At 56.3% G+C, this 25605-nt stretch carries 18 protein-coding genes; 14 read left to right on the top strand and 4 right to left on the bottom strand.

The annotated features are described in order from the left end of the window. Positions 1 to 121 precede the first annotated feature (121 nt). The 8 genes from UH5x_RS05855 to gpmA all read left to right on the top strand — a co-directional run bounded on the left by UH5x_RS05855 (position 122) and on the right by gpmA (position 10447). Complete coding sequence (locus UH5x_RS05855; protein WP_160311417.1) at positions 122 to 934, top strand: hypothetical protein; 813 nt, start codon at positions 122 to 124, stop codon at positions 932 to 934. A gap of 42 nt (positions 935 to 976) precedes the next feature. After that, a complete protein-coding gene (locus tag UH5x_RS05850; protein ID WP_482635064.1) occupies positions 977 to 2191 on the top strand; it encodes an ABC transporter permease in 1215 nt (404 codons plus the stop codon). Between the two features lie 3 nt (positions 2192 to 2194). Next, positions 2195 to 2890 (top strand): ABC transporter ATP-binding protein, encoded by a 696-nt coding sequence (locus UH5x_RS05845; protein WP_047813940.1) that lies wholly within the window; start codon positions 2195 to 2197, stop codon positions 2888 to 2890. A gap of 363 nt (positions 2891 to 3253) precedes the next feature. Then, a complete protein-coding gene (locus tag UH5x_RS05840; RefSeq protein ID WP_083434859.1) occupies positions 3254 to 3658 on the top strand; it encodes an ArsR/SmtB family transcription factor in 405 nt (134 codons plus the stop codon). Between the two features lie 398 nt (positions 3659 to 4056). Next, positions 4057 to 7002, top strand: coding sequence for a CRTAC1 family protein (locus tag UH5x_RS05835; protein WP_482635063.1), 2946 nt, complete (start codon positions 4057 to 4059; stop codon positions 7000 to 7002). Positions 7003 to 7635: 633 nt separating this feature from the next. Next, on the top strand, positions 7636 to 8049 hold the full coding sequence (locus UH5x_RS05830; protein WP_047813942.1) for a hypothetical protein: 414 nt from the start codon (positions 7636 to 7638) through the stop codon (positions 8047 to 8049). Between the two features lie 42 nt (positions 8050 to 8091). Further along, positions 8092 to 9759 carry an ABC1 kinase family protein gene (locus UH5x_RS05825; protein WP_047813943.1) on the top strand — a complete coding sequence of 556 codons (1668 nt, stop codon included), beginning with the start codon at positions 8092 to 8094 and terminating at the stop codon, positions 9757 to 9759. Between the two features lie 7 nt (positions 9760 to 9766). Then, the gene (gpmA, locus tag UH5x_RS05820; protein WP_482635062.1) at positions 9767 to 10447 is read left to right on the top strand and encodes a 2,3-diphosphoglycerate-dependent phosphoglycerate mutase; all 681 of its coding nucleotides are present in this window, start codon (positions 9767 to 9769) and stop codon (positions 10445 to 10447) included. A 71-nt stretch (positions 10448 to 10518) separates the two neighbouring features. On the opposite strand, the gene UH5x_RS05815 is transcribed toward gpmA, so the two are convergent. Further along, a complete protein-coding gene (locus UH5x_RS05815; RefSeq protein WP_482635061.1) occupies positions 10519 to 11031 on the bottom strand; it encodes a universal stress protein in 513 nt (170 codons plus the stop codon). A 232-nt stretch (positions 11032 to 11263) separates the two neighbouring features. On the opposite strand from UH5x_RS05815, the gene UH5x_RS05810 reads away from it, so the two are divergent. The 5 genes from UH5x_RS05810 (at position 11264) to UH5x_RS05790 (ending at position 18486) form a co-directional block, all read left to right on the top strand. After that, on the top strand, positions 11264 to 11737 hold the full coding sequence (locus UH5x_RS05810; RefSeq protein WP_047813945.1) for a DsrE family protein: 474 nt from the start codon (positions 11264 to 11266) through the stop codon (positions 11735 to 11737). 288 nt (positions 11738 to 12025) lie between these two features. Continuing rightward, positions 12026 to 12967 (top strand): PepSY domain-containing protein, encoded by a 942-nt coding sequence (locus UH5x_RS05805; protein ID WP_482635060.1) that lies wholly within the window; start codon positions 12026 to 12028, stop codon positions 12965 to 12967. Positions 12968 to 13157: 190 nt separating this feature from the next. After that, a complete protein-coding gene (locus UH5x_RS05800) occupies positions 13158 to 14141 on the top strand; it encodes a DUF1559 family PulG-like putative transporter (RefSeq protein ID WP_482635059.1) in 984 nt (327 codons plus the stop codon). Between the two features lie 113 nt (positions 14142 to 14254). After that, positions 14255 to 15817: an SBBP repeat-containing protein gene (locus UH5x_RS05795; protein WP_482635058.1), complete on the top strand. Its 1563-nt coding sequence runs from the start codon at positions 14255 to 14257 to the stop codon at positions 15815 to 15817. 890 nt (positions 15818 to 16707) lie between these two features. Then, entirely contained in the window at positions 16708 to 18486 is a 1779-nt protein-coding gene (locus tag UH5x_RS05790; RefSeq protein ID WP_482635057.1) for a sulfatase, read from the top strand. A 251-nt stretch (positions 18487 to 18737) separates the two neighbouring features. Here the strand turns inward: UH5x_RS05790 and UH5x_RS05785 are convergent, their stop codons facing one another. The 3 genes from UH5x_RS05785 to UH5x_RS05775 all read right to left on the bottom strand — a co-directional run bounded on the left by UH5x_RS05785 (position 18738) and on the right by UH5x_RS05775 (position 22026). After that, a complete protein-coding gene (locus UH5x_RS05785) occupies positions 18738 to 20102 on the bottom strand; it encodes an outer membrane protein assembly factor BamB family protein (protein ID WP_482635056.1) in 1365 nt (454 codons plus the stop codon). Positions 20103 to 20110: 8 nt separating this feature from the next. Beyond that, positions 20111 to 21253 (bottom strand): FG-GAP repeat domain-containing protein, encoded by a 1143-nt coding sequence (locus UH5x_RS05780; RefSeq protein WP_482635055.1) that lies wholly within the window; start codon positions 21251 to 21253, stop codon positions 20111 to 20113. Between the two features lie 185 nt (positions 21254 to 21438). Continuing rightward, positions 21439 to 22026 carry a peroxiredoxin-like family protein gene (locus UH5x_RS05775; RefSeq protein ID WP_047813953.1) on the bottom strand — a complete coding sequence of 196 codons (588 nt, stop codon included), beginning with the start codon at positions 22024 to 22026 and terminating at the stop codon, positions 21439 to 21441. A gap of 266 nt (positions 22027 to 22292) precedes the next feature. Here UH5x_RS05775 and UH5x_RS05770 point away from each other — a divergent pair, with 266 nt between their 5' ends. Then, the gene (locus tag UH5x_RS05770) at positions 22293 to 25463 is read left to right on the top strand and encodes a S9 family peptidase (RefSeq protein ID WP_482635054.1); all 3171 of its coding nucleotides are present in this window, start codon (positions 22293 to 22295) and stop codon (positions 25461 to 25463) included. Positions 25464 to 25605: the final 142 nt, after the last annotated feature.

Here is a 25605-nt window from a genome sequence, read left to right as displayed (position 1 = left end):
GAATATAACTAGCGTATTCGCCAAGGCGAATTCAGCGAATGGGGCTCACCCTTCCGCTGCTGCCCCCCATTTTGACCGGGGCATTCCGTTTCGATCACGCGAAGGATTTCCAATGAAACGCATGAACTTGCACGTCCGTGGTATCGCAGCTTTGGCATTGGCTGCAATCTGTTTAGCTCCCGTGACGGCTCGAGCTGAAAGCCCCCTCCCCACGCATTCTGTTTCGGGGCCAGCCGGCGCGGCGATGCAAAAAGCGTCCCAGGAAGGGAAGTACTTGTTCGTCTACTTTTGGAAACAGAACGACGAGCAGACTCAATTGATGCAGGGCGTGTTTCAACAAGCAACGACCAAGATGTCGGATGTGGCTGACGCGATCAGCGTGCAGATCACCGATCCAAACAACGCCGGCGTCGTGAAACAATTTGGTGTCAGCAGGGCGCCAATGCCGCTGGCTTTGGCAATCGCTCCCAACGGTGCCGTGACCGGTGGTCTGCCGGTAACGTTCCAAGAACAACAGTTGCGAGACGCAATCGTCAGCCCAGCGACTGCGACTTGTTTGAAGGCGATGCAGGATCGCAAGTTGGTGCTGCTGTGCGTGAAGCGTGATACCAACGCGGTCGCTTTCCAAGGTGCTCATGCGTTGACCCAAGACGAACGTTTCGCGGCCTCGACCCAGATCGTCAACGTCGATCCCACAGACGCATCCGAGCAGAGCTTCCTGCAATCGTTGAAGGTCGATGTGTCGGCTGGCAAGGGAGTGATGGTCGTTCTAACGCCTCCTGGTCAACCGGTCGCGACGTTCGCAGAGAACGCCACCAAGGATGAGATCGTCGAGCGTTTGACTGCCGCGAGTTCGGCATGTTGCCCCGACGGCCAATGTGCACCGGGCCAGCAATGTTGCCCTGGCGGCAATTGTGCTCCCGCCGCCAAGTGAGCCTGGACTCCAAGATCAACAACATTGGAAGGAGACAACGTTATGAACCTGAACAAACTTGTCTGGCGAGAACTCTTTGAACGAAAAAGCCAGATGATCACGATCTTCGTGGGGATCCTGCTGGGGATCACCACGGTCATCGCGATCAAGAACATCACCTACTATTCCGAGATGGCGGTGGCCAGAGAAATGGACAGCCTGGGCGCCAACGTGTTAGTGTTGCCCAAGTCCGTGACGCTGCAAGACTACTACTCGGCGGACATCCACAACGCAACCATCCCCGAGGAATATGCCTTGCGTTTGACGATGTCCAACCTCGCCGGCGTCGACAACTTGTCACCCAAGTTGTGTGTGCCGGTGGAACTGGACGGCCGCTCATTCACCTTGACCGGCATCCTGCCCAAGAGTGAGTTCCAGGCCAAGGCGGCTTGGGGCGGAGCCGGGATCTTCTCACGCCCTATCGGCTGCGGAGCGATCGACGTCGGCACTCCCGAACCGGAAGACAAGAAAATGCTGGTTCGCAACCGTGTCATCGACGACTTGGCGACCAATGAAACGCTGGTTGGTTCTGACACCGCCGCGTCCTTGGGGATCGAAGAAGGCCAAACATTGGAACTGATGGGCAAGCAGTTTTCGGTCGTTGCCGTGCTGCCAGAAACAGGAACGGTTGACGATTCACGCATCTTCGCTCACCTGCACACCGTGCAAGAGATGTCAGGCAAGGATGCGGTGGTCAGTTGCATTGAGATTGTCGGTTGCTGCAAAGAGATCTCGGCCGGCTTGGTCGACAACGTCAACAACCTGTTGCCCGAAGCCAAAGTCGTGACCGTCACTCAAGTTGTTGCCACGCAGCAAAAGGTCAACGGCATGATGGAAAAGCTGTCGATGATTTTCGTTGCAATCATCGTCGTGATCGGTGGAGCAGGCATTGCGAATTTCATGTTCGCGAATGTTTATGAACGCCGCCGTGAAATCGGCACGTTGATGTCGCTCGGCGCAGAATCGAAATTGATCCTGCGAATCTTCTTGCTCAAAGCGTTGTTGTTAGGAGTCGCCGGTGGAGTCGGAGGCTTTCTGATCGGCACCACACTGGCAGTCACGCTCGGCCCTCGCCTGGCCAACGTGCCTGTGTTGCCGATGCCGATGCTGGCGGTTTGGGCGATTGGAATCTCGGTTGGGACAACACTGCTGGCCAGCTACTTCCCCGCTCGCAATGCCGCCCGTCTCGATCCCGTCACGTCATTCAAGGAGGTTTGAACCATGTTGTCCATGCAGAATGTTACGAAGGTCTATGAAATGCACCGCCAACAGGTTGTGGCTCTCGATGACGCAACCTTGGAGATCCCCGAAGGGGACTTTGTGTCGTTGATCGGGCCCAGCGGCAGCGGCAAGAGTTCGCTGTTGGTGATGTTGGGCGGAATGTTGTCACCAACATCCGGACAAGTGTTGCTCAACGGCCAGTCGATGTACGACTTGGATGCCGACGGGCGGGCTCGGATGCGAAAGGCGAACATTGGTTTCGTATTTCAAACATTCAATTTGATTCCGTACCTGTCGGCGCAAGAGAATGTGCAGATTCCGTTGTACTTGTCTGGAACTGCGGAATCGGATCAACGCGATCGGGCAGCCGAGTTGTTGGAACGTGTTGGCTTGGGGGACCGCTTGGATCACAAGCCCAACGAACTGAGCGTTGGTCAACAGCAACGAGTCGCGTTGGCACGGATGCTGGCCAATGATCCGGCCGTGATCTTGGCCGACGAGCCCACCGGAAACTTGGATCCCGAGACCAGTGACCAAGTGATTGGCTACTTCGAAGAGTTCAATCGGGAAGGGCGCACGATCGTGATGGTGACGCACAACCCAGAGGCGGCCGAGCGAGCGAAACGCGTCTTGAAACTGCGAAGCGGCAAGATCGTCGACGACCGAGCGGCCTTGCACTCCGCCGAAGCCGCCTAGTGGTCCGTCAAAGTTACAAGTGAGGGTTGATCGTAGTGGACGAGGCCACGAGTCCTTGGATTCGACGCCAGTTCAGGACTCGTGGCCTCGTCCACTACCCTAAAAACAAGTCCTGACAGACCACTAGTGAACTCGGCACCGCCCAGGACAACGATTGGCTGAGGCAACGGGTCGTTTCGCGTCGTTGAGCGAAACGACTCGTGACCTCGGCCACCACGTTCCCCCCTGATTCATCGATGGGACTCTCCATTCGAATACGTCGCTTGATGCGTGCGTATCCGCCCAGCTACACTGCTGGGAGAAAAGGCAACCTCGTGATCGGGGATCCTCACCGCCCGATCATTCTTCATAAGGCCCCCGAACATGAGCACGACGACCGACTCAGCTTTGCAAGGCGACCTGTCGAACGTTCCGTTGGCTGAGATTGGCGAGGAGATCAACACGGTCTTTCGGGCGTTTGCGGACAGCACTCGATTGCGAATCTTGCATTTGCTGGCGGTCGACGAGATCTGCGTGGGTGACCTCGTGAAGATCTTGCAGCTCCCTCAACCGACCGTTTCTCGACACCTTGCCTATCTACGCAAAGCTTCGCTGGTCGATGTTCGCAAGGTCGGGCTGTGGTCGCATTACTCGCTCGCTCCAGCTCACTCGTGCTTCCAACAAAAATTGTACGAGTGTCTCAACAGTTGTTTCAGTGACGTTCCGGAGTTGAAAGAGGACGCAAGCAGAGCGAAACAACTCAAAGAAAGCGGTGGTTGCTGCGACTAGGTTTCCGTTTGCGGTCAGCAATGGGACGGTTGTGATCCCAGAAGAGTTTTCAGTGCCGGTTTCTGAGCCGGTGTCGAGAGGTGGAAAATCGCGCGTAACGGATGGAGCCAGAGTTCTTTAGGATCGTTCCAGCACCCAACCTGGCAGACTTCCTTGTCGGGGGTGTCGCAGTGAGAAGTCACATTCCTTGCTCTGCCAAGCAGCTCGAACATCCATCGGATGAAGGCTGAGCCGATCCTCCTCCACGGAACAGCCCAGCCCACGTCTGTTGAAAGTCGAAGCTGATTCAGAGCAGATGCTTTTGAATGGATGGTCCGTTGGTCCAGTCTCTCCGATTTCCAGTTCCCGTCTGCCGGATCCGACGGTCTCAAATGGGTTGGTTTTGCATTCTGTTTGGGATGCTCTTGTTCGCCGGCTGTGCACCGTCGGTTTCGAAAAAGTCGTCGGTGGAAGACGCGTCCGGCAATGATTCATCGGGTGAGGTGCCGCCCATTGCGAAGGAGGGCGACGCGAGGGGGCCATTGAGCGTTGCCACCACGGCATTCGAGTGTGGGGAGTGCGATCGAGCTGCTGAGTTGCTGACGCCTTTGATGATCGAGCATCCCGATGACCAGGAGCTGTTGTTGTTGGCAGCAAGGGTCGAGGCGAAGCGGGGCAAATGGGCCAAATCGCTGGCGATGGCAGAGAGCATTGCCGAGGGCAACTCAAAGCTGCGAAGCCCCGCGATTGCCGTTTGTGTGAATGCGGCATCGAAGCTGAACGATCCCCGCCGATACGAAAAGATGCTGCGTCGATGGGTGGAAGCCAACCCGAATCAGGTGGAGCCGTTCCATCGATTGTGGCGGCACTACACGAGGCATGGGAGAACGTTCGAAGCTGCCCGCGTTGCCGATCGGTTGGTCTTCCAGGGCCAAGCCAACCTGCAACAGCTTCAGTCGCTGGTCTTTCGCGGCCAATCGGTGTTCCGTCTAGCAAACGCTTCAGGCGACAAGGAACAGCCCTTGATCGAACAACACCTGAAACCGGGGCAAGGGCGAGCGAGACATTATTATTCCATTGGCGAATTCCAACAGGCGCGAACCGAATTGGAATCTGCGTTGGCAGAGGGCTCTCCGACGAGGCCGGTCAACATCGCCTCCGCAAGTGCTCTGCTGGGTCGGGTGCTTGCCGAACTCCAAGCCGAAGCTGCGTTTTTGGAGTGGTACGCCTCTCGTGATTCCTCGTGGGAAACCTACGATGACTATTGGTTCGCGATCGGGAGTTACCATTTCGATCAGGGGCAATATGAATCTGCGATCCATGCTCTCTTGGAAGCTCTTCGCCGAAACTCTGCCGACTTGGTCACTTATCAGCGGATTCAGCAATCGCTCAAAGCACTCCAGCGAAATGAGCAGAGCGACGCGTTTGAAGCCAAAGCGGCCATCATCCATGAGGCTCGCGAACTGGCGAAGCAGTTGGATGCGGAGGCCCCTGACAGTCAAAGATTGAGCGAGATCGGCAATCACCTGCTGGATGTGGGGCGGCCACTGGAATCGCTCCGGTGGACGGAACTGAGTTTGCCGGCGACTGCTTCGGTTCAGCTGGCACAGATCAACCAACAACGTCGAAGACTACAGAGTGTTCCCGAGTTGAGGCAGATGATGTTGGAGGACGCGATGGTCAGCCTGTCGCCTTCCCAATTCGAGTTGCAACCCATCGCAACCGCCACTCCCGTTCGCGACGAACGTTTCACTTGGTCGGCGGCTCCAACCCCGAATGGGAAGCTGATGGTTCAGGACGTCGCAGCGGAACGAGGGTTGAGCTTCCAGTGGTATCAGGCCGAACAAGCTGACTTGTCATCCATCGCCCTGTATGAATCGCTGGGTGGGGGAGTTGGCGTGATCGATTTCGACGCAGATGGACGCCCCGACCTTTACTTTGCACAGGGTTCCGGTGACCCGCCGGAGCTGCATGGCACTCGATCAAATCAACTCTTTCGCAACCTTGGCGAACGTTTTGTTTCGGTCCAGCAACAAAGTGAGTGTGAAGACCATCGCTACTCGCAGGGCATCAGCGTGGGCGACGTCAATCAAGACGGATGGCCTGATTTGCTCATCGGAAACATTGGGCTGAATCAACTGTTTCTCAACAACGGCGACGGGACGTTTCAAGACGGCTCGGATCGGATGCACGGGCAGGGCAATCGTTTTACCTCCTCGATGGCCATTGCTGACCTCAGTGGGGATGCAGTGCCGGATTTGTACGAGGTCAATTACATTGAATTGGAAGAAGCCTTCGATCCACCTGAGTACGATTCGCACGGACGAGAGTTGCTTCAGGGGCCACTCAGTCAGCCGCCCAAAGCTGATCATTGGTACCGCTGTGACGGGCGAGGCCATTGCTTCGGCAGTGAAATTCCACCGTCTGTTGCGAAGACCGGCACTGGTCTGGGAATTGTGATCACGGACATGGATGGGCAGGAAGGGAACGAGATTTTTGTCGGCAATGACGCGCGTCGCAATCACTTTTTAGCAACCAAGAATCGTCCTTGGAAAGACACCGCCAGCATTCAGGGTGTCGCCAGCGGCAGGTTTGGTCTCTCGACCGCCTGCATGGGCATCGCGACCGGAGACTTCAATCGGGACGGGCGTTTCGACATGCATGTCAGCAACTTCTTCGGCGAATACGACAATCTGTTTTTACAAACGGATAGCGGCACCTTTCGCGATGCCGCACCGAGCTATCAGTTGCCGGCACTCAGTTTGTCCAACGTCGGTTTTGGATCCAAAAGCCTGGATGTCGATCGGGACGGTTGGTTGGATTTGATGACCACCAACGGCCACATCTTTGATCAGAGCCACTTGGGCGAGCCCTTTCGCCAACCGCCGCTGCTGATGCACAACCGGATGGATCGTTTTGAAGCGGTGATGGCGCCGGACCCTTCGAGTTACTTGGCGGGCTCGTACCTGGGCCGCGGTTTGGCAAAGTTGGATTGGAATCAAGACGGGCAAATGGACTTGGTCGCTACTCACCTTGATCATCCAGCTTCGCTCCTGGAGCTCAGCAGTGAGTCGCTCGGTCACGCATTGCAACTCGAGCTGGTCGGTGTGCGAAGTGAACGAGATGCGATTGGCGCTCGTGTCACGATCCAAGCCCAACACGGCGTTCAAGTTGACTGGATCACCGCGGGCGACGGCTACCTTTGCACAGACGAAGCCGTGCTCGAGTTCGGCTTGGCAGACTGTGATGTCGCCGAACAAATCCTGGTCGAGTGGCCCAGCGGGAACGTTCAGACATTCGAAAACGCCCCTGCCGATCAACGGTACCTCGTGATCGAAAACTCCGCACGGTTGCACACTCGTTGAAGTAGCCTCAGCCACCTTCCTCGTCAACCAAGTCGTGCAGTTTTCAAGTGTTGCGTCAGCAGCGCCTTGAGAACCCCGCCCGCGCAGCGGGAGGGGTCGGAAAGCGAGCTTTCCGGGGGAGGGCAACACGCGCCGTTCCCCATACTCGGCCCCCCCATCACAACCCGACGCGTCAGCAAGGGACTCCCCCAAAATCCCACAACGCCCCCATCCGAGGCGAAAACCGGACGCCAGCTACTATCCACTTTTCAAACGTCCCGAACGGCCACAAGTGGATCCGAATTCACTGTCAACTGTCGTCGCTCCGCGACTTGGACGCGCGTTTGGTGTCGAAGAGACCTTGGGTTAAAACCCAAGGCTATGCAAATGCCGTCGCTCCGCGACTGAAGCCCAAGGGTCGCACACCCTCCCCCCAAACTTCGTTTCGGGAGAGGTTCTCAAATGCCGAAACCCACCAAAACGCAGCACCAAAAACCGGGATGGGTTCCAGCATGAAGCGACTGCGAACCTGCCCGGGCTCTCGTCCGTTCTCTGGTAACAGCGTGCATGAGATTTTGGACGGTCTCGGTGCAAGCGGCACAGCACGTGCAAAGTTCACGGGTATCACTTCAACCTGCTTCAAGGAGCACACCCATGTCCAAGTCAGACGTAATCAACAAAGATGAAGCCATGCACCATGACCACCGTCAATGGGAAAGCGATGTCGCCATGTGGCGGGATGACATCGATATCTGGCAACAAGGCCATCAAAACGCTTTGAAAGAGCTCAACCGAATCGCGGAACGGCTGACCGAACACACTTCGGCATTGGAGGCTCACGTGGACCAGATCGACTCGCACGAAGCCACGACATTGCAGCACGAACACGTCGTGGCCGCTGACTTCCGCAATGAAACGGAGCCCACGGCGCACTCCACGGCGGAGCACGTGAAAGAAGCCACGCGTCATCAGCATCTGCGGGACGCTCATGAACGCTTGAAAAAGCATCACCACACCGTGATGGCCCACATCGCGATGCTCAAGGCCACTCTCGACGCGGCAGTTTGAGACGTCGCGTTGGAGTGTCGTCTGAAAGAAAGAACTTGACCGATGGAACTGATTGAAGTCCCGCAACTGATCCGCAACGCCGATCGTTTTCGCGAGGTCGTCACCATCCTCGCCCGGCACGGGTTGGCAGATTGGATTTCGGGAGTTCCGTCGGTCTGGCGGGAGCGACTGCGAGTGGGACGTGAGGATGAATCACTCACCACCGCAGAACGCATTCGCGTCGCGATGACCGATTTGGGAACCACGTTCATCAAGCTTGGACAGGTTCTCAGCACTCGCGAAGACCTTGTCGGCACCGAACTGGCGTGCGAGTTGGCACAACTGCGGGCCAATACGCCCAGCGACCCGCCGGAAGCGGTCATTGCGATGATCGAATCCGAACTGGGAGCGGGAGTCGACGAACTTTTTTCTTGGTTCGATCCGGTCGCCATGGCCTCTGCATCCATCGGACAGGTCCATCGTGCAACCACTCATGAAGGATTGCACGTCGTCGTGAAGGTGCAGCATCCCGGCATCGAACGGCGGATCGTCAATGATCTGCAGATCATGCAAAAGCTGGCCGAAATTGCCGAGCAGCAATCCGACCGGCTTCGGCAGTATCGGCCCGTGGAAACCATTCGTGAGTTCCAACGATCACTGATTCGCGAATTGGATTTTCATCGCGAACTGCAAAATATGAATCGGTTCCGCAAGAACTTCGCTGACGAACCAAACGTTCATTTCGCGACCCCTTACCCCAAGCTGAGTTCGCGACGTGTCCTGACGATGGAACGCCTTGATGGCGTTAGCGTTTCGGACAAAGAAGCCCTGGAATCATCGGGAGCCGACCTGACCGCGATCGCGCTTTGTGGCGCGACGGTGTTTCTTGACATGATTTTTCGGGACGGCTTTTATCATGCCGATCCGCACCCGGGCAACCTGATGATTCTTCCCGGGGTTCGCGAGCAGGATCAGGAAACGACTCCGCCTCGAGTGGGGATCCTCGATTGTGGAATGGTCGGTCGCATTGACAGTGGTCTGCGCGACGATTTGGAAGCTGCCTTGATCGCGTCCGTCACAAGCGACGCTGCCAGTATCACCGAGATTGTGGTGCGGCTTGGCGAAGTGCCACTGGACTTTGATGAACCCGCCTTGGTGTGTGAGATTCAAGAGTTGCTGGATGACTACGCCGATCAAAGTCTTCGTGACTTCGACGTCTCCGGTTGCTTGCGAGATGTCATTCGAATCATTCGTGAACATCGGATTTACTTGCCCGCCAAGGTCGCCATGCTTTTGAAAGTCTTGGCGATGCTGGAAGGCACCGCTCATCAACTCAACCCCGATTTCAGCCTTGCGGAACTGTTGCAGCCTTACGGGCAGCAGGCGATGCGTCGACGGTTGTCTCCGCGGCGTGTTTTCGAACGCATGAAAACTCGAGTGAATGAATGGGATCACTTGTTGAGCATTCTGCCCAAGGATCTCGCTGATGTGCTTCACAGTCTGAAGCAGGGCAACTTTGACGTCCATCTGCAGCATCGGCGCTTGGAACCCGTCGTCAATCGATTGGTGATGGGCATTCTCACTGCGGCGTTGTTTGTCGGTTCTGCTTCACTGTGGAGCAGTGGTGTTTCGCCTCAGTTGTTTGGGGTTTCGGTTCCCGGTTTTTTGGGGTGCCTGTTGGCGTTGTTCATGGGGCTTCGACTCACCTGGCAAATTTCAAGGGTGAGATAAGACGGTCATGGGAAAGCTCATTCTGTTGCGTCATGGTCAAAGCGTCTGGAACCGTCAAAACCGTTTCACGGGATGGACCGATGTTGGATTGACGGAACAAGGTCACCAGGAAGCTCACCAGGCGGGTCGAACACTGCTTCATGATGGGGTGAAAATTGACATCGCGTTCACGTCCGTTTTAAAACGAGCGATCAAGACCTTGTGGCTGGTCCTTGAAACGATGGACCAAATGTGGGTGCCGGTGGAACGCTCGTGGCGACTGAATGAACGGCACTACGGCGCTCTGCAAGGTCTGAACAAGGCCGAGACAGCCATGCGTGTGGGGGAAACTCAGGTTCTGAAATGGAGGCGCAGTTTCGACGTTCGGCCACCGCTTCTGGAGACCACCGACGAACGCTACCCAGGACTCGACCGTCGTTACGCGTTGCTGTCCGAATCTGAATTGCCACGAGGGGAGAGTTTGCAGGATACGATAGCGCGTTGCCTGCCTCACTGGGAAGCGACGATTTCCCCGGCATTGGCGATCGGAAAGACCGTGTTGGTCGTCGCGCACGGCAACACGATCCGGGCGCTTCGAAAGCATCTCGACGAGATCTCAGACGCGGACATCGTGGGCATGGAAATTCCAACCGGCAGTCCAATCGTTTACGACACGCAATCGATCCGCCAGAAGATCGCGAGGGTCTGAGCCGGACCCTGGCATTGCCGCCGCACCAACTTGGAATGGAATCTTCGGTTCCAAGGCGGAATTGCAGCTTCTCAACGTCGCAGAATCAAGACGGGACAATGTGCCGCTCGAACAACGTGTTCCGCAACTGATCCCAGCAGCAATCGCTTCACGCCGCTGCGGCCGTGTGATGGCAACACGATCAAATCGATTTTGTGATCGGAAGCAAACCGCGTGATGCCTTCCGTCGGACTGTCAACGGCAGTGAAGAATTGAACGTCTCGGAATTCATCGCCGCCAAACATGTCCTTCATTTGGTTCATGGCCGTCACTTCGTGATTCGCATCGATTTTCGCGGCACCTTCCCAATTGAATGTCCCGGCGGCCATGCCTCCGCCTAGTTCATACCCGCCGTTGTCATCCAATCCGTACAGCTGGGCTGGATCAACCACATGCAGCACCAAAACATTTTCATTCTTGCCTGCGATTTTAACTCCTGTTTCCACTGCCTCCTTCGATTGATCGGAGAAGTCGATTGGAACCAGGATCTTGCTGTTTTCAAAGTAGTTCATGCTGTGGCGTCTTGTTTGAGGCGAGGCTGGCATTCAGTGCCATTCCTCCTGGGGAAACAAGAGTCAGGATTGCAGCTTCAGTACCAATTCAAAAACTCATCATATCATCACGACGGTGTGTGCACCCGGCGCACAGAACGTCCATGGACGCACACATGGATCGTCGCGACGCGGGCTGGCAACGGAACATTGTTGGTGGCATGACGTTTGCCAAACCTGGTTGGCACCGTTTGGTCCCATCTCAATTCACATCAGGAGTTCAAGCATGTCGATTGCAAAACAAATGTTCCGTTTCGGTCTCATCGCAGCCGCCGTCATCGCCGCAACGGCTGGTCCGTCAGCTAGCGCCGAGGAAAACACAACCGTGGACGGGAGCGGTCAAAAGGTCGTGGTGCATCTGTCTCACTTCACCGACGATCTGCACCGCTGCTTCATGGCGGTGAAAGTTGCCAACTTGATGCAAGAATATGGCGCCGACGTGACGCTGTTTGTGGATCTCGAAGGAGTTCGCATTGCAGAACGCAAGCAAGAGCTGAAATTCAATTGGGGACCGGACTCGCCATCGCTCGCAGAACTCTACGAGAAGTTTGCTGCTGGCGGCGGCAAGGTCCTCGTGTGCCCGCACTGTGCCAAGTCAGCTCATATCACCGATCCAGGGCTCAAACGCAACGCTGATATTGCAACGCTTCCAATGCTTGGGAAATTGCTGATCGAAGCCGACAAAGTGATGGATTACTGAGCCGCGAATGGCCGGATGAGCCTGCTGGCTCTTGTTCGTTGAGATGCAATTCGGAATGGTCATCGCGGTCGCTGGTGGTTCATTCCAGTTGCTCGAGATGTGTTCCAACGCGGGTCAGGGAGTTGGGTCCCGGCTTGCATTTTGGGAGTCGCTGGGCAACGTTCTGGGGGGACGCCTTGTCAGAGCGATCTTTCGACGCTTCGAGGAGTGGCGAGCAGCGTTCCGCAATCTTGCCCAGCCCGCGTCGGTCGCGACGAAAACGATGTGGCACTCCCCAGTGACATTTGAATGAATTCCAACGATCCCCCAGCGTCAAAACCGATTCGCCGTTCTCGAAAAGCTCGCAGCAAGGTGTTGATGTTTCTGCGGCGAGTCCATCTCTACATCGGACTGTTTCTTTTGCCCTGGGTGTTTTTGTACGGCGCCACGGGAGCCCTGCTCAATCATGTGGGTTTGTTCCCGGAAGCGGCCATGCAGCAGGTTGACGCGAGTGAGCTGGCGGATTCTGCCTGGGCGGAGTTTCCGGATCAGAATGAGCTGGCCGAACAGGTTGTTGACGCGATGCGCGTCGCAGCTCCCGAGTCATCGATCGAGCTGAATCCCGACCATCCACCCGAATTCACAAACGAAATCGCGTTTCAGATCGAGGACGCGGGGACGCGGCATGCTGTTCACCTGAACCCTGTCGACAAATCCGCTTGGGTTGCCACGTTCCCGGAAAATCGAGAGCCCATGGAACCTGTTCTGCAGGAGATCCAACGCGTCGAAATTGATCCCAACCCAATGGGAATTGCCGAGCAGACAATCCCGTCTGTTTTGAGTGCTGCGGGGATTGAGACAACCAAAACGTCGGAACCACTGGGATGGAGCAAGCTGAATTTCCTGGCGAACGTCGATGGCGAACCAGTTCGCGTCACCTATGTGCTTCGCGACGGGCACTTGGATGTGACCCGGTACACGGGGGAAGACGGGTATTCGCCCCGCGCGTTCTTCGTGCGACTGCACACTTCCCACGGCCAGCCTCCTCACTGGAATGGACGCAGGTTTTGGTCGCTGTTCATTGATGCGATGGCAATCGCGATGGTCACCTGGGGCGCGACCGGACTGTTGATGTGGTGGCAAATCAAACGCACCCGCTGGATCGGCGGGATCGTGATCGCGATCAGTGTCGTCACCGCTTTGGTCATGTTCTTCAGCATGATGAGCTTCTACGCGACGACCAAACTCTGATGAACTCTCAAATTCTGCTTGCGACAGGCCAGCGGGACTTGCCTGTCGCCAATTGTTCGTTTACTGTTGAGACCAATTCTCAGTTGCAGTAACCAAGCCAGCTTGGGGGGTCGCCTCGCCGACTTTCTCCTCCGCCAGCCAGGAATGTGACAACACACTGTTGATCTCTTTCTTTCGCGGAAGGACCCTCATGGGGTTTTCGAAACCAAATCGATCCAATCGGCGCACATTCACGTTGGTGGAGCTGCTGGTCGTGATCGCCATCATTGGCGTCTTGGTTGGGCTGCTGTTGCCGGCGGTTCAGGCGGCTCGAGAAGCAGCGCGGCGTCTGCAATGCAGCAACAATGTGCGTCAAATTGGGTTGGCCTGCCACAATTACCATAGTGCCCTGAGGAGACTGCCGCCCGGAAGGTTGGTCTATGACGGGGTGGGATCCACCGGCAGTCCGACCAAGGTCGTGACGGGATTTCTGGCGATGATCTTGCCGTACATGGAAGGCTCCAATCTTCACGACACCTACAATCAACATTACGGTTTTGATGACGTCGCCAACCAACCCGCAGTGAATCGACTGGTTCCGACCTTCACTTGTGCGTCCGCGCCGGGTGAGCGGACGATGCCGATCTACGCCGGTTGGAACGTTGGTTGGACCACCGACGTCAACGCGCTTCCTGATATCACTGGCTCGTCATCCGACTACCAGGGCGTTCGAGGCCTGCACCATTTGGAAGAGACACCCACCGGGGACAAGGTCCATGTTTGGGACTCCGATTGTGGCATCCTGAATGAACGGGGAAGCCGGTTCGCCGATATCTTGGACGGGACCAGCAACACGATCTTGCTGTTCGAAATGTCCGGGAAACCAGACCACTGGAAGATGGGCAAACCACAGCCGCCACCGTCCAACGCGCAGTTCTACAGTTACGGGCCTTGGGCAGGCAACAATGGGGTCGGCATCTACAATTGGTCCCAGGACGGACTCTTGAAAGGCTGCGACACGTGCGACAATTTTATCAATGTCGACAACGAAGCCTCCCCGTACAGCTTCCACTCCGGGCTGGTGACAATTGTTTTGGCGGATGGTTCCACTCGAACGTTGACCGACTCGGTCGCCTCTGAAATTTTCGTCAACCTCTGTGACATAGCCGACCGCAACGTGATTGGCGAATACTGAGAAACAGTCCGGGGAAGCGGAACTGCTCCGGATGAATGTTGGAGGGACATGCGATCACGCCCATTGACATCCAATGCGAGTTTTCGGCTCCTGCAAGCAGCGAAAAGGCGAATATGTATCGATTTCCTCGGTGGCGTGGCACCTTTTTGATCGCGGTGTGGTGCCAGGTTGCGCTGGGCGTTTTGGTTGCCAACGCAGACGAATATGAAATCGGCTTTTCGACGTTTCTCGGAGGTGGCGATTGGGAACACGCTCGGGATGTTTGTGTCGATGAATCTGGCAACGTTTTCGTTGTTGGTGGGACCCAGTCCACCGATTTCCCAACAACCAAACTTGCCTTCCAACGTCAGCACGATCGTTCGGGGGAACAAGTCGGCAGCGGTGGTCATTGCGACGCGTTCGTCAGCAAGTTTGATCCACAAGGACGGCTCGTTTGGTCCACGTTGCTCGGTGGACCCAACTACGACCGCGCCTACGCGGTGGAAGTCGACTCGAAAGGCTGCGTCTATGTCAGCGGACGCGCGGGGCCCGGTTTCCCAGTGACGGAAGATGCCTTTCAAGCTGAGTTCCAAGGAACTGACAACGGCATCTATGGGATGCAAAACGGCTTCGTCGCGAAACTCAAACCAGATTGCTCGGAGATCGACTGGGCCGCCTATGTGGGTGTCGGCCAATTGTGCCGTGATCTTTCTTTGGATGACGAGAGCAATGTTTACCTCGCGTTGCACTACACCGCGCAGGGGCCCTTGCCACCCGAGTCTTGGTTTGCCAACGCGTACCAACCGAGCCCGGCGGGTGACGTTGAAATCGGCGCCGTGAAGATCGCCAGCGACGGGAGTCGAGTTCACTGGGCAACGTGGTTGGGCGGTTCCGGCGCCGAGGTACCGAACTGTGGGATTCGCACCGATTCGGAAAAGAACGTGTACTTGAACTTCACCACACGTTCTGACGATGTTCCAACGACGGACCAAGCCCACGACCGGACCTACAGCGGGCAAGGCGACGCGTTCATCGCCAAGCTCAGTCCCGACGGTTCTCAACTGTTGTTTGGAACATACTTTGGCGGGAGCGGAATCGAAGAGGGCAACAGCACCCACAACATGACTTTGGATTCAAAGGGCAACGCGTACCTGGCGACTTGGACGACCAGCGATGATCTGCCTGTCACCCAAGGAGCGTTTCAAACCGAATTGGCGGGCGGAGCCAACGACGTCGCGATCGCAAAGTTCTCCACTGAAACGGGAGCTCTCATGGCCTGCACGTTGGTGGGTGGCAGCGGGGACGAGGAACCCGATGGCATCGAAGTTCATTCCAACGGGGATGTCTTGTTTGCAGGAAAGACTTCTTCCGATGATTACCCACTCACCGAGACGGCCATCCAATCCGAACGATCCGGTCAGCACGATGCGACCCTCACCGTGTTGTCAGCAGATTTCTCTCGTCTGAAGTTCAGCAGCTATTTTGGCGGCCCAAGCTACGACTACGGACGTGCGTGTTACCTCGATCAACACGGCAATCTCTATCTCACAGGCTCAACGAACGGTCCAGGCTGGCCGCTTCGGCAAGCTGCTCAGCCCCGTTTCGGGGGCGGCGGAGGCGGCAAGGAACTTTGCTACGAAGGCGGCTGTTTCGCGGGGGACGTGATCCTGTTGAAACTGCAGAGACGCCCCGAGTAGCAGCGGATTGGTGTGCAGGTTGTCATTGCAATCCAGACAGGTTGGACGCCTATCCCACCTTCTATTGAGGCAACGCCAAGCAGGTCGACTGGAATGACCGGGCACAACCATGGGAGCCATCTGGGAGTTGGCCTGGACGGCGAAATGGTTCGTGTTGACGCATCGATAGCGGATGCAATGATTCTTCCCGCCTCGATCTTTCTTCATCCCGGTGGGATGTCGATTGTTGAAGGGTAGCATTTGGTAGTGGACGAGGCCACGAGTCCCTTGCGTGGGGAAGGACTCGTCGCCTCATCCACTACGGTTCAGGTCCTGGGCGAAGGACGCCTCGAAGAACGTCAGTAATAGAATCGACGTCCCGGTGGGATGTCGATTGTTGAAGGGCAGCATTTGGTAGTGGACGAGGCCACGAGTCCCTTGCGTGGGGAAGGACTCGTCGCCTCGTCCACTACGGTTCAGGTCCTGGGCGATGGACGCCTCGAAGAACGTCAGTAATGAAGTCGACGTCCCGGTGGGATGTCAGACGGTAGCCAGTGGTCGCCCCAACGCAGCGCACCACCGGAAAATGAGCACACCCCCAAACACTCCGCATCCCGCGTTGGCCCCGGTGGTACGTGGGGGCAACAACGGCTACCAAAACAGTCCAATGCCGAAAGACACCTGCCGACCTGCTTCGTTCTCATCCGTTAAGTCGAGATGAAGGCAATCCAACGACCACAGACAGGACAAACAGTCGATTGGCCATGCGAAGCTGGTATTGTGTGACGCGTCGAGTGCTGTTGCCAGACGTTGGAAGGTGGCCTGAAACAAGCGGACTGATTGGCAGCAGCGGCGGACTTGCAACGGAACTGCCACATTCTCCTTTTCATCCACGTTTTGCACGCTTGGTTATGCAACGACATTTGATTTCGGCAATCTTCGCGATTGCCGCGCCGGCGTTCTTTCCCGTTCAGAGTTTCGCAGAACAGCGGCCGAACGTGCTGTTCATCGCCGTCGATGACTTGCGACCTTCGATGGGATGCTATGGAGATCCTCACGCGATCACTCCACACATGGATCGCTTGGCAGCGCAGGGAGTGCAGTTCAACCGAGCGTACTGCCAAGTCGCGGTCTGCAATCCATCTCGGGCCAGTTTGATGACGGGTTTGCGTCCGGACAACCTGGGCGTGTGGACGCTGCCGATTCACTTTCGAGAATCCATGCCGGACGCGGTGACACTGCCGCAGTGGTTTCGGAAATTCGGATACACCGCGGTCAGTCACGGAAAGATCTACCACAACCCGACTCCGGATCCACAATCGTGGAGCGAACCGATTCGGGATCTTCCTCGGCTGCCGGCTTTCTACCCCGAAGGCACCCAAGCGAAGATTCAGAAGGCTCAGGAAGCGTTGCCAGATCGCGATTGGCGGAAGAACAATCTGCGTGGCCCCAGCACGGCGTCTCCCGATTTGCCGGACGACCAAGTTTTGGATGGGGCTCGAACGAACCTGGCAATCGAAGATCTACGCCGACTTGGCAAGTCTGATGAGCCGTTCTTTTTAGCGATGGGCTACATCCGTCCGCACCTTGCTTGGATCGCCCCCAAAAAGTACTGGGACATGCACGACCCGGCGAAGTTGCCGGTGCTCACGGACCAAGAATTGCCGAAGAACTCGCCCGCTTATGCGATACACAACAACAGCGAACTGACGCACTATGTCGATTTGATGCAACTGCCGAAGCCCTGGGATGACCGCGTCGTTGAACCAGAAAACGCTCGGCATCTGATGCACGCTTACTACGCCTGTGTCAGCTACATCGACGCGCAGATCGGACGCTTGTTGTCCACGCTCGAAGAAGAAGGCTTGGCCGACAACACGATCGTGGTGCTATGGAGCGACCATGGTTGGAAACTCGGCGAACACCGAGGTTGGGGCAAAATGACCAACTATGAAATCGACGCTCGCGTGCCCTTGTTGATCGCTGGTCCAGGCGTGGAATGTGCCGGTCAACAAACCGACCAATTGGCTGAGTTGCTCGATGTGTTCCCGACGCTGTGCGAGATGGCAGGGATTGAGGTGCCTGAGTTCGTGGATGGCTCGAGTTTGGTTCCGATCCTGAAAGATGTCGAGGCAACGGTTCACCAAGGTGCCGTGAACCAATACTACCGCCGACATGAAGGCAAACAGTACATGGGGTATTCGGTTCGGACACGTGATTATCGGTTGGTCGAATGGCGAGATTTCAGCACCGGAGAAGTCACCGCCCAAGAACTCTACGATCACCGCACGGATGATTCTGAAACGGAAAGCATCATCGATTCCGCCGATCCAGCTCTCGTCGACGAGTTAACCGCGTTGTTGCTGGAAACTCACCCTCGCAAGGGATTGGTGATGACACCAGCGATTCATGCTCAGTGGGCGTCAGACGATTCGAAAGGCAAGCTCACTTTTGAGAACGCAACCGACACGCTGGTCCGGGTGCATCCCATCCTGCCCGCCGGACGACGTGGCAAAGCCAAACGCATCCAACCTGGCGGGAAGATCACGCTCAACGCACGGATCGGTTCGGTCTATGTCTTGGAGAGCCACGACGGGACAATTCAAAAGATTCAGTCGCTGTCAAAGCCAACCGAAACAGTCGTCATCCAACGAGACGCTAAGCAAGTCGACAGGAATGATCGGGCATAACCATGTGAGCCGTTTGGGCGTTCGCCCCGGTTGTATGTAGAAACAACCACGCTTGCCACGATATTTCAAATGCCGAAAGACTCCTGCCGACCTGCTTAGCGGTCTGTCACAGCTAAAAGTTCAGGTTGATCGTAGTGGACGAGGCGACGAGTCCTTGGATTTGTCGCCAGTTCAGGATTCGTCGCCTCGTCCACTACCCTGAGAATAAGTCGCGACAGACCACCATCCAGTGAAACCGGCTCGGATGCTGTTCATTCTGGTTCGCTGATCGCAACCAAACGTTTCGTGGTGCGAATGAACAACACTCCATCCGCGACGGCCGGTGTTGCGAAGCAGGGTTCACCCATTGGGTTTTCTGCCAACACTTCGAACTCCGGTCCTGTCTTCAAAACGTAGACCGTGCCATTTTCCGAAGCGCAAATCACGTTGCCGTTCACCGCCAACAAGGATGCGATCACTCCGGCGTCTTTGCCCAGTCTTTTCTGGAAAACCTTTTCACCGGTCTTGGCGTGAAAGCATCTCACCACACCGTTGGAGTTACCCAGGTACAAGTAGTCGCCCGAGACGACCGGGGTCGACATGTAAGACCCACCCCGTTCAACACTCCACACGAGCGAATCGGAATCCTCCTCTGAATCGAGCTTGATGGTTCCGCGTGCGTCGGGACGGACCACATAGATCGGTGCCTTTCCACCGTGTGCGTTCGTGATGTAGATCCAACCATTGGACACAAACGGAGTCGGAATCGGGTTGTCACCTCCACCTTCGAGTCGCCACAGTTCTTCTCCGGTCGCGAAGTCATAGGACACGATCCAGGGAAAACCGTTGACAATCATTTGAGTGACGCCGTCGACTTCGTGGATCAATGGGGATCCCCAACTGCGTTCGCAAACTTCTGACCGATCCGACCTCCAAACTTCTTCGCCGTCGGTCAACTGCAACACTGTCACGAAGGGATGGTCGGGATCGTCACCAATCACGGCGACCTTGCCATCGTGAATCGCAGGTGAACTCGCGTAGCCCCAACCGATGTCGTACTTGCTGACATCGATCACGCCGAGGTCACGCTCCCAAATCAGCTTTCCGTCCAGGTCGTAGCAGTACAGGCCTTCCGAACCGAAGCAGGCCACCACTCGATCGCCATCGACACAAACGCTGGTGTTTGCATGAGTCGCCTTGCTGTGCCGAGTCGCTTTGGGCTCGCCATGATGAGCTGTCTGCCGCCAAAGTTCCTTGCCCGTATCAGCGTCGTAGCAAAGCACCATCCACTTGTAGGCGCCGCTGTCTTTTGCCGCGTCGATGTTTCCTCCTGCCGCGATGTTCAGTTCCGTTTCCCCTTCATCGGGAACCGCGGTGAGCAAGAAGATTCGATCACCTACAACCACAGGGCTGGAGTGTCCCAACCCGGGAACCTTGGTTTCCCAGAGCATCCCGTCATTGGTTTCGCTTTCCGGATCCGCGTTCCAGGTGGTTGGAATCGTTGATCCTTCAGCAACCCCGCGAGCCCCCGGTCCTCGGAAGGACGGCCAATCGGTCGTGGTTTCGGATCGCAACTTCTCCGCGGGAGCCATTGCGATGAGCAGCAAGGTCAACAGACTCGTCAATGGTTTTGGCATGGCTGGAATCATGGTCTGTTCACGCGGTTGAGAAAAATGCGGTTCAGGTCATCTGAGTTTGCAACGACAATGTCTGCGTCGCCGTCGCCGTCCAGGTCACCGACATCCAGGCCATACGTTGCGGACGCATCGCCGAATGGGACTTCGTGGAAGTGCAAATCTTTGTCGCTGCGAAGAAACACAGCGTTGGGTTGATTCAAATTGCCGACGACGATGTCCAGGATATCGTCTTGGTTCATGTCGGAGATTGCCAACGCATAAGATTGGCTGTCATGAGATCCGAAATCCATGGTGCTGAGGATGCCACCGGAACCGTCACCCAAGAAGATTTGATTCTTTCGCCCAATGTTGGCGACCACCCAGTCCAAATTGCCGTCCGCGTTCAGATCCGCGACCGCAACGGACCGTGAGTGATCGTCGCCGGATCCAAACGGCACGCTCCGGGTGAATTGCAGCTCAGCGTTGCCCAGCAGCACTTCGTTCGGTTGCTGATCGCGGTTGGCCAGGACCAAGTCGAGATGCCCATCGTCGTTGACATCTCCCGCGGCGACGTCAATCGTCGAGTCGGTCTTTTTCCCAAACGTGGGCCCAGAAGCAAAGTTGGCCTGGCCGTCATTGAGATAGATTCGATTGGGACGTCCGCGGCAGGTTGCGATCAGGTCGATGTCACCGTCAAGATCCAAGTCGACCGCCAGCAGACTGCGGAGGCTGCTGACGTCGCCATATTCACAGTGAAAGGTGAAGCGGCCATCGCCGTCGTTCAGATAGATTTCGCCAGGGGCCATGTCATTGCCGGTCGCGATGTCCAAGTCACCGTCGCCGTCGAAGTCAGCGAACTCGCATGCGTACGTGGTACGTTGATCCGCGCCGAGTGGACGAAGGATCGAGAACTTGGCTCGCCCTTGATTGACGAGCAATTGGTTCTGTTGAGGCCAATGACGCCCGTTGGCGACGACGATGTCCAGGTCGCCATCGCGATCGATGTCACCGACGCGAACGGAAGCCGATCGAAGACGCTCCGTTCCCAGCGTCAGCCGGTCGCTGGTCACAAACTCGCGTTGCTGAGCCAGGGCCGAGTGGGCGGGGAACAGCATGCACGCGAAGCCAAACATCCAGCCTGCACGTCGTCCGGCGTCATTCATGTGGTCCATTGCGTTCCATCATCGCCAAAAAGATTTTGGAGGTTGTGTGGACCACTCTGATCGATCGTGCACCGCGAAACAACTGTTCGAACCGAAATTGATGGAGCGAAACGAGCGGAGCCTTTCGGTGGGTCACCGGAAGGCTCCTTCGGCTTCGCTAGCGTTGAATTGGCCAACGTTGTCTGATATCGAACTCAGGGGAGATTCGCGACAACCGTGGCGACATCCGCCCGGTCACCGTGCGAGACAACCGTCTTTCCAAAGACAATCTTTTGGTCTTGGCCCACCACGAACGTCGATGGGTAGGCGGTTTCGCGTGGAGCGTCCCAGCGAAGTCCCCAAGCGTTGGTGAACTTGAAGTCAGGGTCCAGCACAAAGTGATAGTTCGACGGGAACGACTTGTTGCCTTGGAATTCTTTCGCGTGCTCACCGAGCATCTCAGCAGGTCCAGGATAGATCAGCACCACTTGAGCACCCGACAGAGCGGACTGCTTGCTCAAGAACTCACCCACTTGGCGATTGCACAACGGGCATTGCTTGCCGGTCCAACCACGCAAAACCAGCATCACAACGGGTGACTTGGCTGTCAGCGACTTCAGCGAAATGGCCTCGCCATCCTGGTTCATCAACTCAAAGTCAGGGGCGACTTCACCAACCTTGGGTGGGTGAGGTGGCTCTTTTCCTGGTTTGGCTTGCCGGCGACCTTGAGCTTGGGCGGTGGAAGACAATGCGACGAACGCGAGAGTCAGCACCAGACCGATGATTGAGCGACGATTTTGCATGGGGTGTCCTTTTGGGCGACGAGACGAAAGAGATTCAGATTGGGGATGTTCGTCGCTCAGTCCAGCCCGCCAGAGGAGCACCGGAACCGAGCGGCCGTTGCACCGAGCCATCGCGGGGGCACTTGTCGCCTCGCATTCTACGCGAAAGTGTGCTGCCGAATGTGTTTTCCCACAGGCACCCCCTCGCGGCGGGCGGAAGTTTCCATCTTTTCAGAACGCGACTATCCTTGGGCTCTCGGTTCACTTTGCTTCCTGGGACCCCTTTCATGATTTCTGTTTTTGATTTTGGACGCCGTGTTGGCATTCAAACGCTGGCGCTGACTGTCGCCGTTCTCGTTGGCGGTGACAGCCTCCATTCGCAAGACATCACGCGGCGGGGGCTCGAACACAGTGACTACGACGTCTGGAACACCCTCTCAGGGACGAGCATTTCCAACGATGGAGAGTGGATCGTGTACACCGTGCAAAGCGGTGAAATCGACGGCGAAGGCACGTTGCACATTCAACATGCCAAGACGGGCCAAGAGTATGTCGTCGAGCGAGGCACGGGAGCACGCTTCACTCGAGACGACCGCTTCGTGATTTACCGCATCACGCCACCGAATAAGAAGGTGAAGGAACTGCGGAAGCAAAAGAAGCCACCTGAAGAGATGCCGCAGGCGGTCCTGCAAATCCTCGAACTGAACTCCGGTGAACTGAGAACACTCACAGGCGTCCGCTCGTTTGGATTGCCGGAAGAGAACAGCGACTGGCTGGCTTGCTTGATGGAAAAGGCATCCACACCCGATGAGCTCAAGAAGAAGAGCGGTGAACGCGAAGTCTACGAAGTCACACCGGAAGGTCTGCAGCGTCCAGCAAAGAAGTTGAAACTGAAGAGCCGGGAAGAGGTGGCTCGCCAACGAGGACGCATTGAGTCCGTGATCAAAGCGAGTGAATCGAAACCGGACGAAAAGAGCTCCCAATCCAAAGAAGAACCGGACGAGGAAAAAGACACCAACGACAAAAAGGACAAACCGCTCGGAACGGACTTGAAGTTGATCCACCTCGACTCGGAAGTCCTGCGGACGTTTCCGTTGGTGCGTTCGTTTCGGTTCTCGAAAGACGGCAAGCGTTTGGCATTCGTGACATCGGTCGACACGCCGGAGTCGGGCAAGTCGCCTGATTCGAAAAAGGAAGATGACACCCAAGAGAAAGAACACAAGGCAAAGGGCCACAAGAGCGACGGCCGCCCCATCGATGGTGTGCATGTGATCGAGTTGGAATCGTTGAAACAGCGGACGATCGCCAGCGGTGTCGGCGAATACAAGAATCTGGCATTCAATGAAGACGGTTCACGACTGGCATTCCTGAGCAATCAAGAAGACTATGACGCCAAGTCGCCGTCTTGGGCTGTTTACCAATGGACGGCGGATTCCAAGAAGGCAAAGCGTTTGGTTGCCGAAGGCGACGCCGGGCTTCCTGTTGGATGGTGGGTGGCGTCGCAGTCCAGTCTGAGTTTTTCGGAGGACGACCGACGATTGTATTTCTCGACCACTCCGGTTCCCGAAGCGGTTGAGAAGCAACGCATCGCAGAAGCAGAAGGAAGAGACGTCGAGGAAGACTCCGACGAGAAAGCCAAACTGGATGTCTGGCACTGGCAGGACCCAAAGCTGCAACCGCAACAACTGCTTGAGGCAGAGCGGGAACGCAATCGTCGCTACCGCGCGGCGTACGTGCTGAAGACAGACCGTGTCGTTCAACTGGAGGACAGTGAACTCCCGTCCGTTCGAGTTGACCTGCGATCGCCTTCCAACATCGCGGTGGCAAACACCAACGTTCGCTATCAGAAGACTCTTTCATGGGAGGTCCCCGGTTTTCAGGACGTCTACCTGGTCCATCTGAACTCGGGACGTCGTGATCGGATTTTGGAAAAGGTCCGATGGGATGCCGCAATCTCACCTCAAGGAAAATTCATCGTTTGGTTCGACGCCGAAAATGGCAAGTGGTTCGCGAAAGCGACCAAGGGGAAGGACGCCAAACCGATTGAAATCAGCAAGGGGATCAAACACCCTCTTTACAACGAACTGGACGATCGGCCCACGTTGCCGTCGTCGTACGGAACCGCTGGGTGGTTGGACAACGATCAAGCGTTCCTGATTTATGACTCGCACGACATTTGGCAACTGGATCCAACCGGCAAAACAAAACCTGTCTGCATCACGTCGGGCGAGGGTCGGAAAAGCGATCTTCGGCTGCGTTATCTCCGACTCGATCCCAAGCAACGTGCGATCGATCCTTCCCAAACGATGCTACTCAGTGCCTTTCGTCTCGATACCAAAGCAAGCGGCTTCTACAGGCTGGATCTGCCTGGCAAGAATCAAGATGCGAAGGAAGACGCTCTGCGTCCATTGATCATGTTGGACGAGAATTTGTCGGGGCTGAGGAAGGCCAAGGACAGTGATCAGGTTGTATTCACCCGCAGCACGTTTCGCCAATTCCCCGATCTTTGGACCAGCACGCTCAGATTTGAAAAGATCGAGCGAGTCAGCGACGCCAACCCACAGCAAGACGAGTACTCCTGGGGCACCGCTGAACTGACGCACTGGAAAGCCCAGGATGGTCAACAGCTCGACGGGATTCTGATGAAGCCCGACGATTTCGATCCGTCCAAGAAGTACCCGATGCTGGTCTACTTTTATGAACGCAAATCAGACAGTCTGCACAGCTATTCCCAACCGGCACCGAGTCGCTCGATCATCTGTTTCAGCTTCTATGTCAGTCGCGGCTACCTCGTCTTCATTCCGGACATTCCCTACAAGACAGGCGAGCCCGGGCAGAGTGCTGTCAATTCGATTCTTCCGGGTGTCGATCACGTGGTCGCGAAAGGCTTCGTGGACGAAGACCGAATCGGAATGCAGGGACACAGTTGGGGAGGCTACCAAACAGCGTACTTGGTCACCCAAACCGATCGTTTTGCCTGTGCCGAGTCGGGGGCTCCGGTCAGCAACATGACCAGTGCCTACGGCGGAATTCGCTGGAGCAGCGGCATGAGTCGGATGTTCCAGTACGAGCGGACTCAAAGCCGGATCGGCGAAGACCTGTGGTCAGCACGTGAGAAGTACATCGCGAACTCGCCGATCTTCTTTGCCGACAAAATCAACACCCCGTTGTTGATTCTGCACAACGACGAGGACGGTGCGGTCCCTTGGTACCAGGGAATCGAACTGTTTGTTGCACTGCGACGTTTGGAAAAACCAGCCTGGATGCTGAATTACAACGGCGACCCACACTGGGTGATGGGCGAACACAACCGTCGTGACTTCGCGATTCGGATGCAGCAGTTCTTTGACCACTATCTCAAAGATGCCCCCGAACCTGAATGGATGGCGGTCGGTGTGCCCGCCGTCGACAAGGGCAAACGATTTGGACTGGATCTGCTGGAACCGATCGAGGAGTGAGGTCAACGTCGGATCGCAGAAGTGGTCACAATGACCGTGACAAAACTCGGATGCTGTGCGACTTCGCTCAGTTTTCGCTCGCTTGGTGCAGATTCCAGCGTTGGTACATCCTTTGCCTAGGGATGGATCAACGCTTGAATCA

It is taken from the genome of Rhodopirellula sp. UH5, from assembly GCF_056839225.1.
This window is presented reverse-complemented; position numbering and strand designations above follow the sequence as displayed.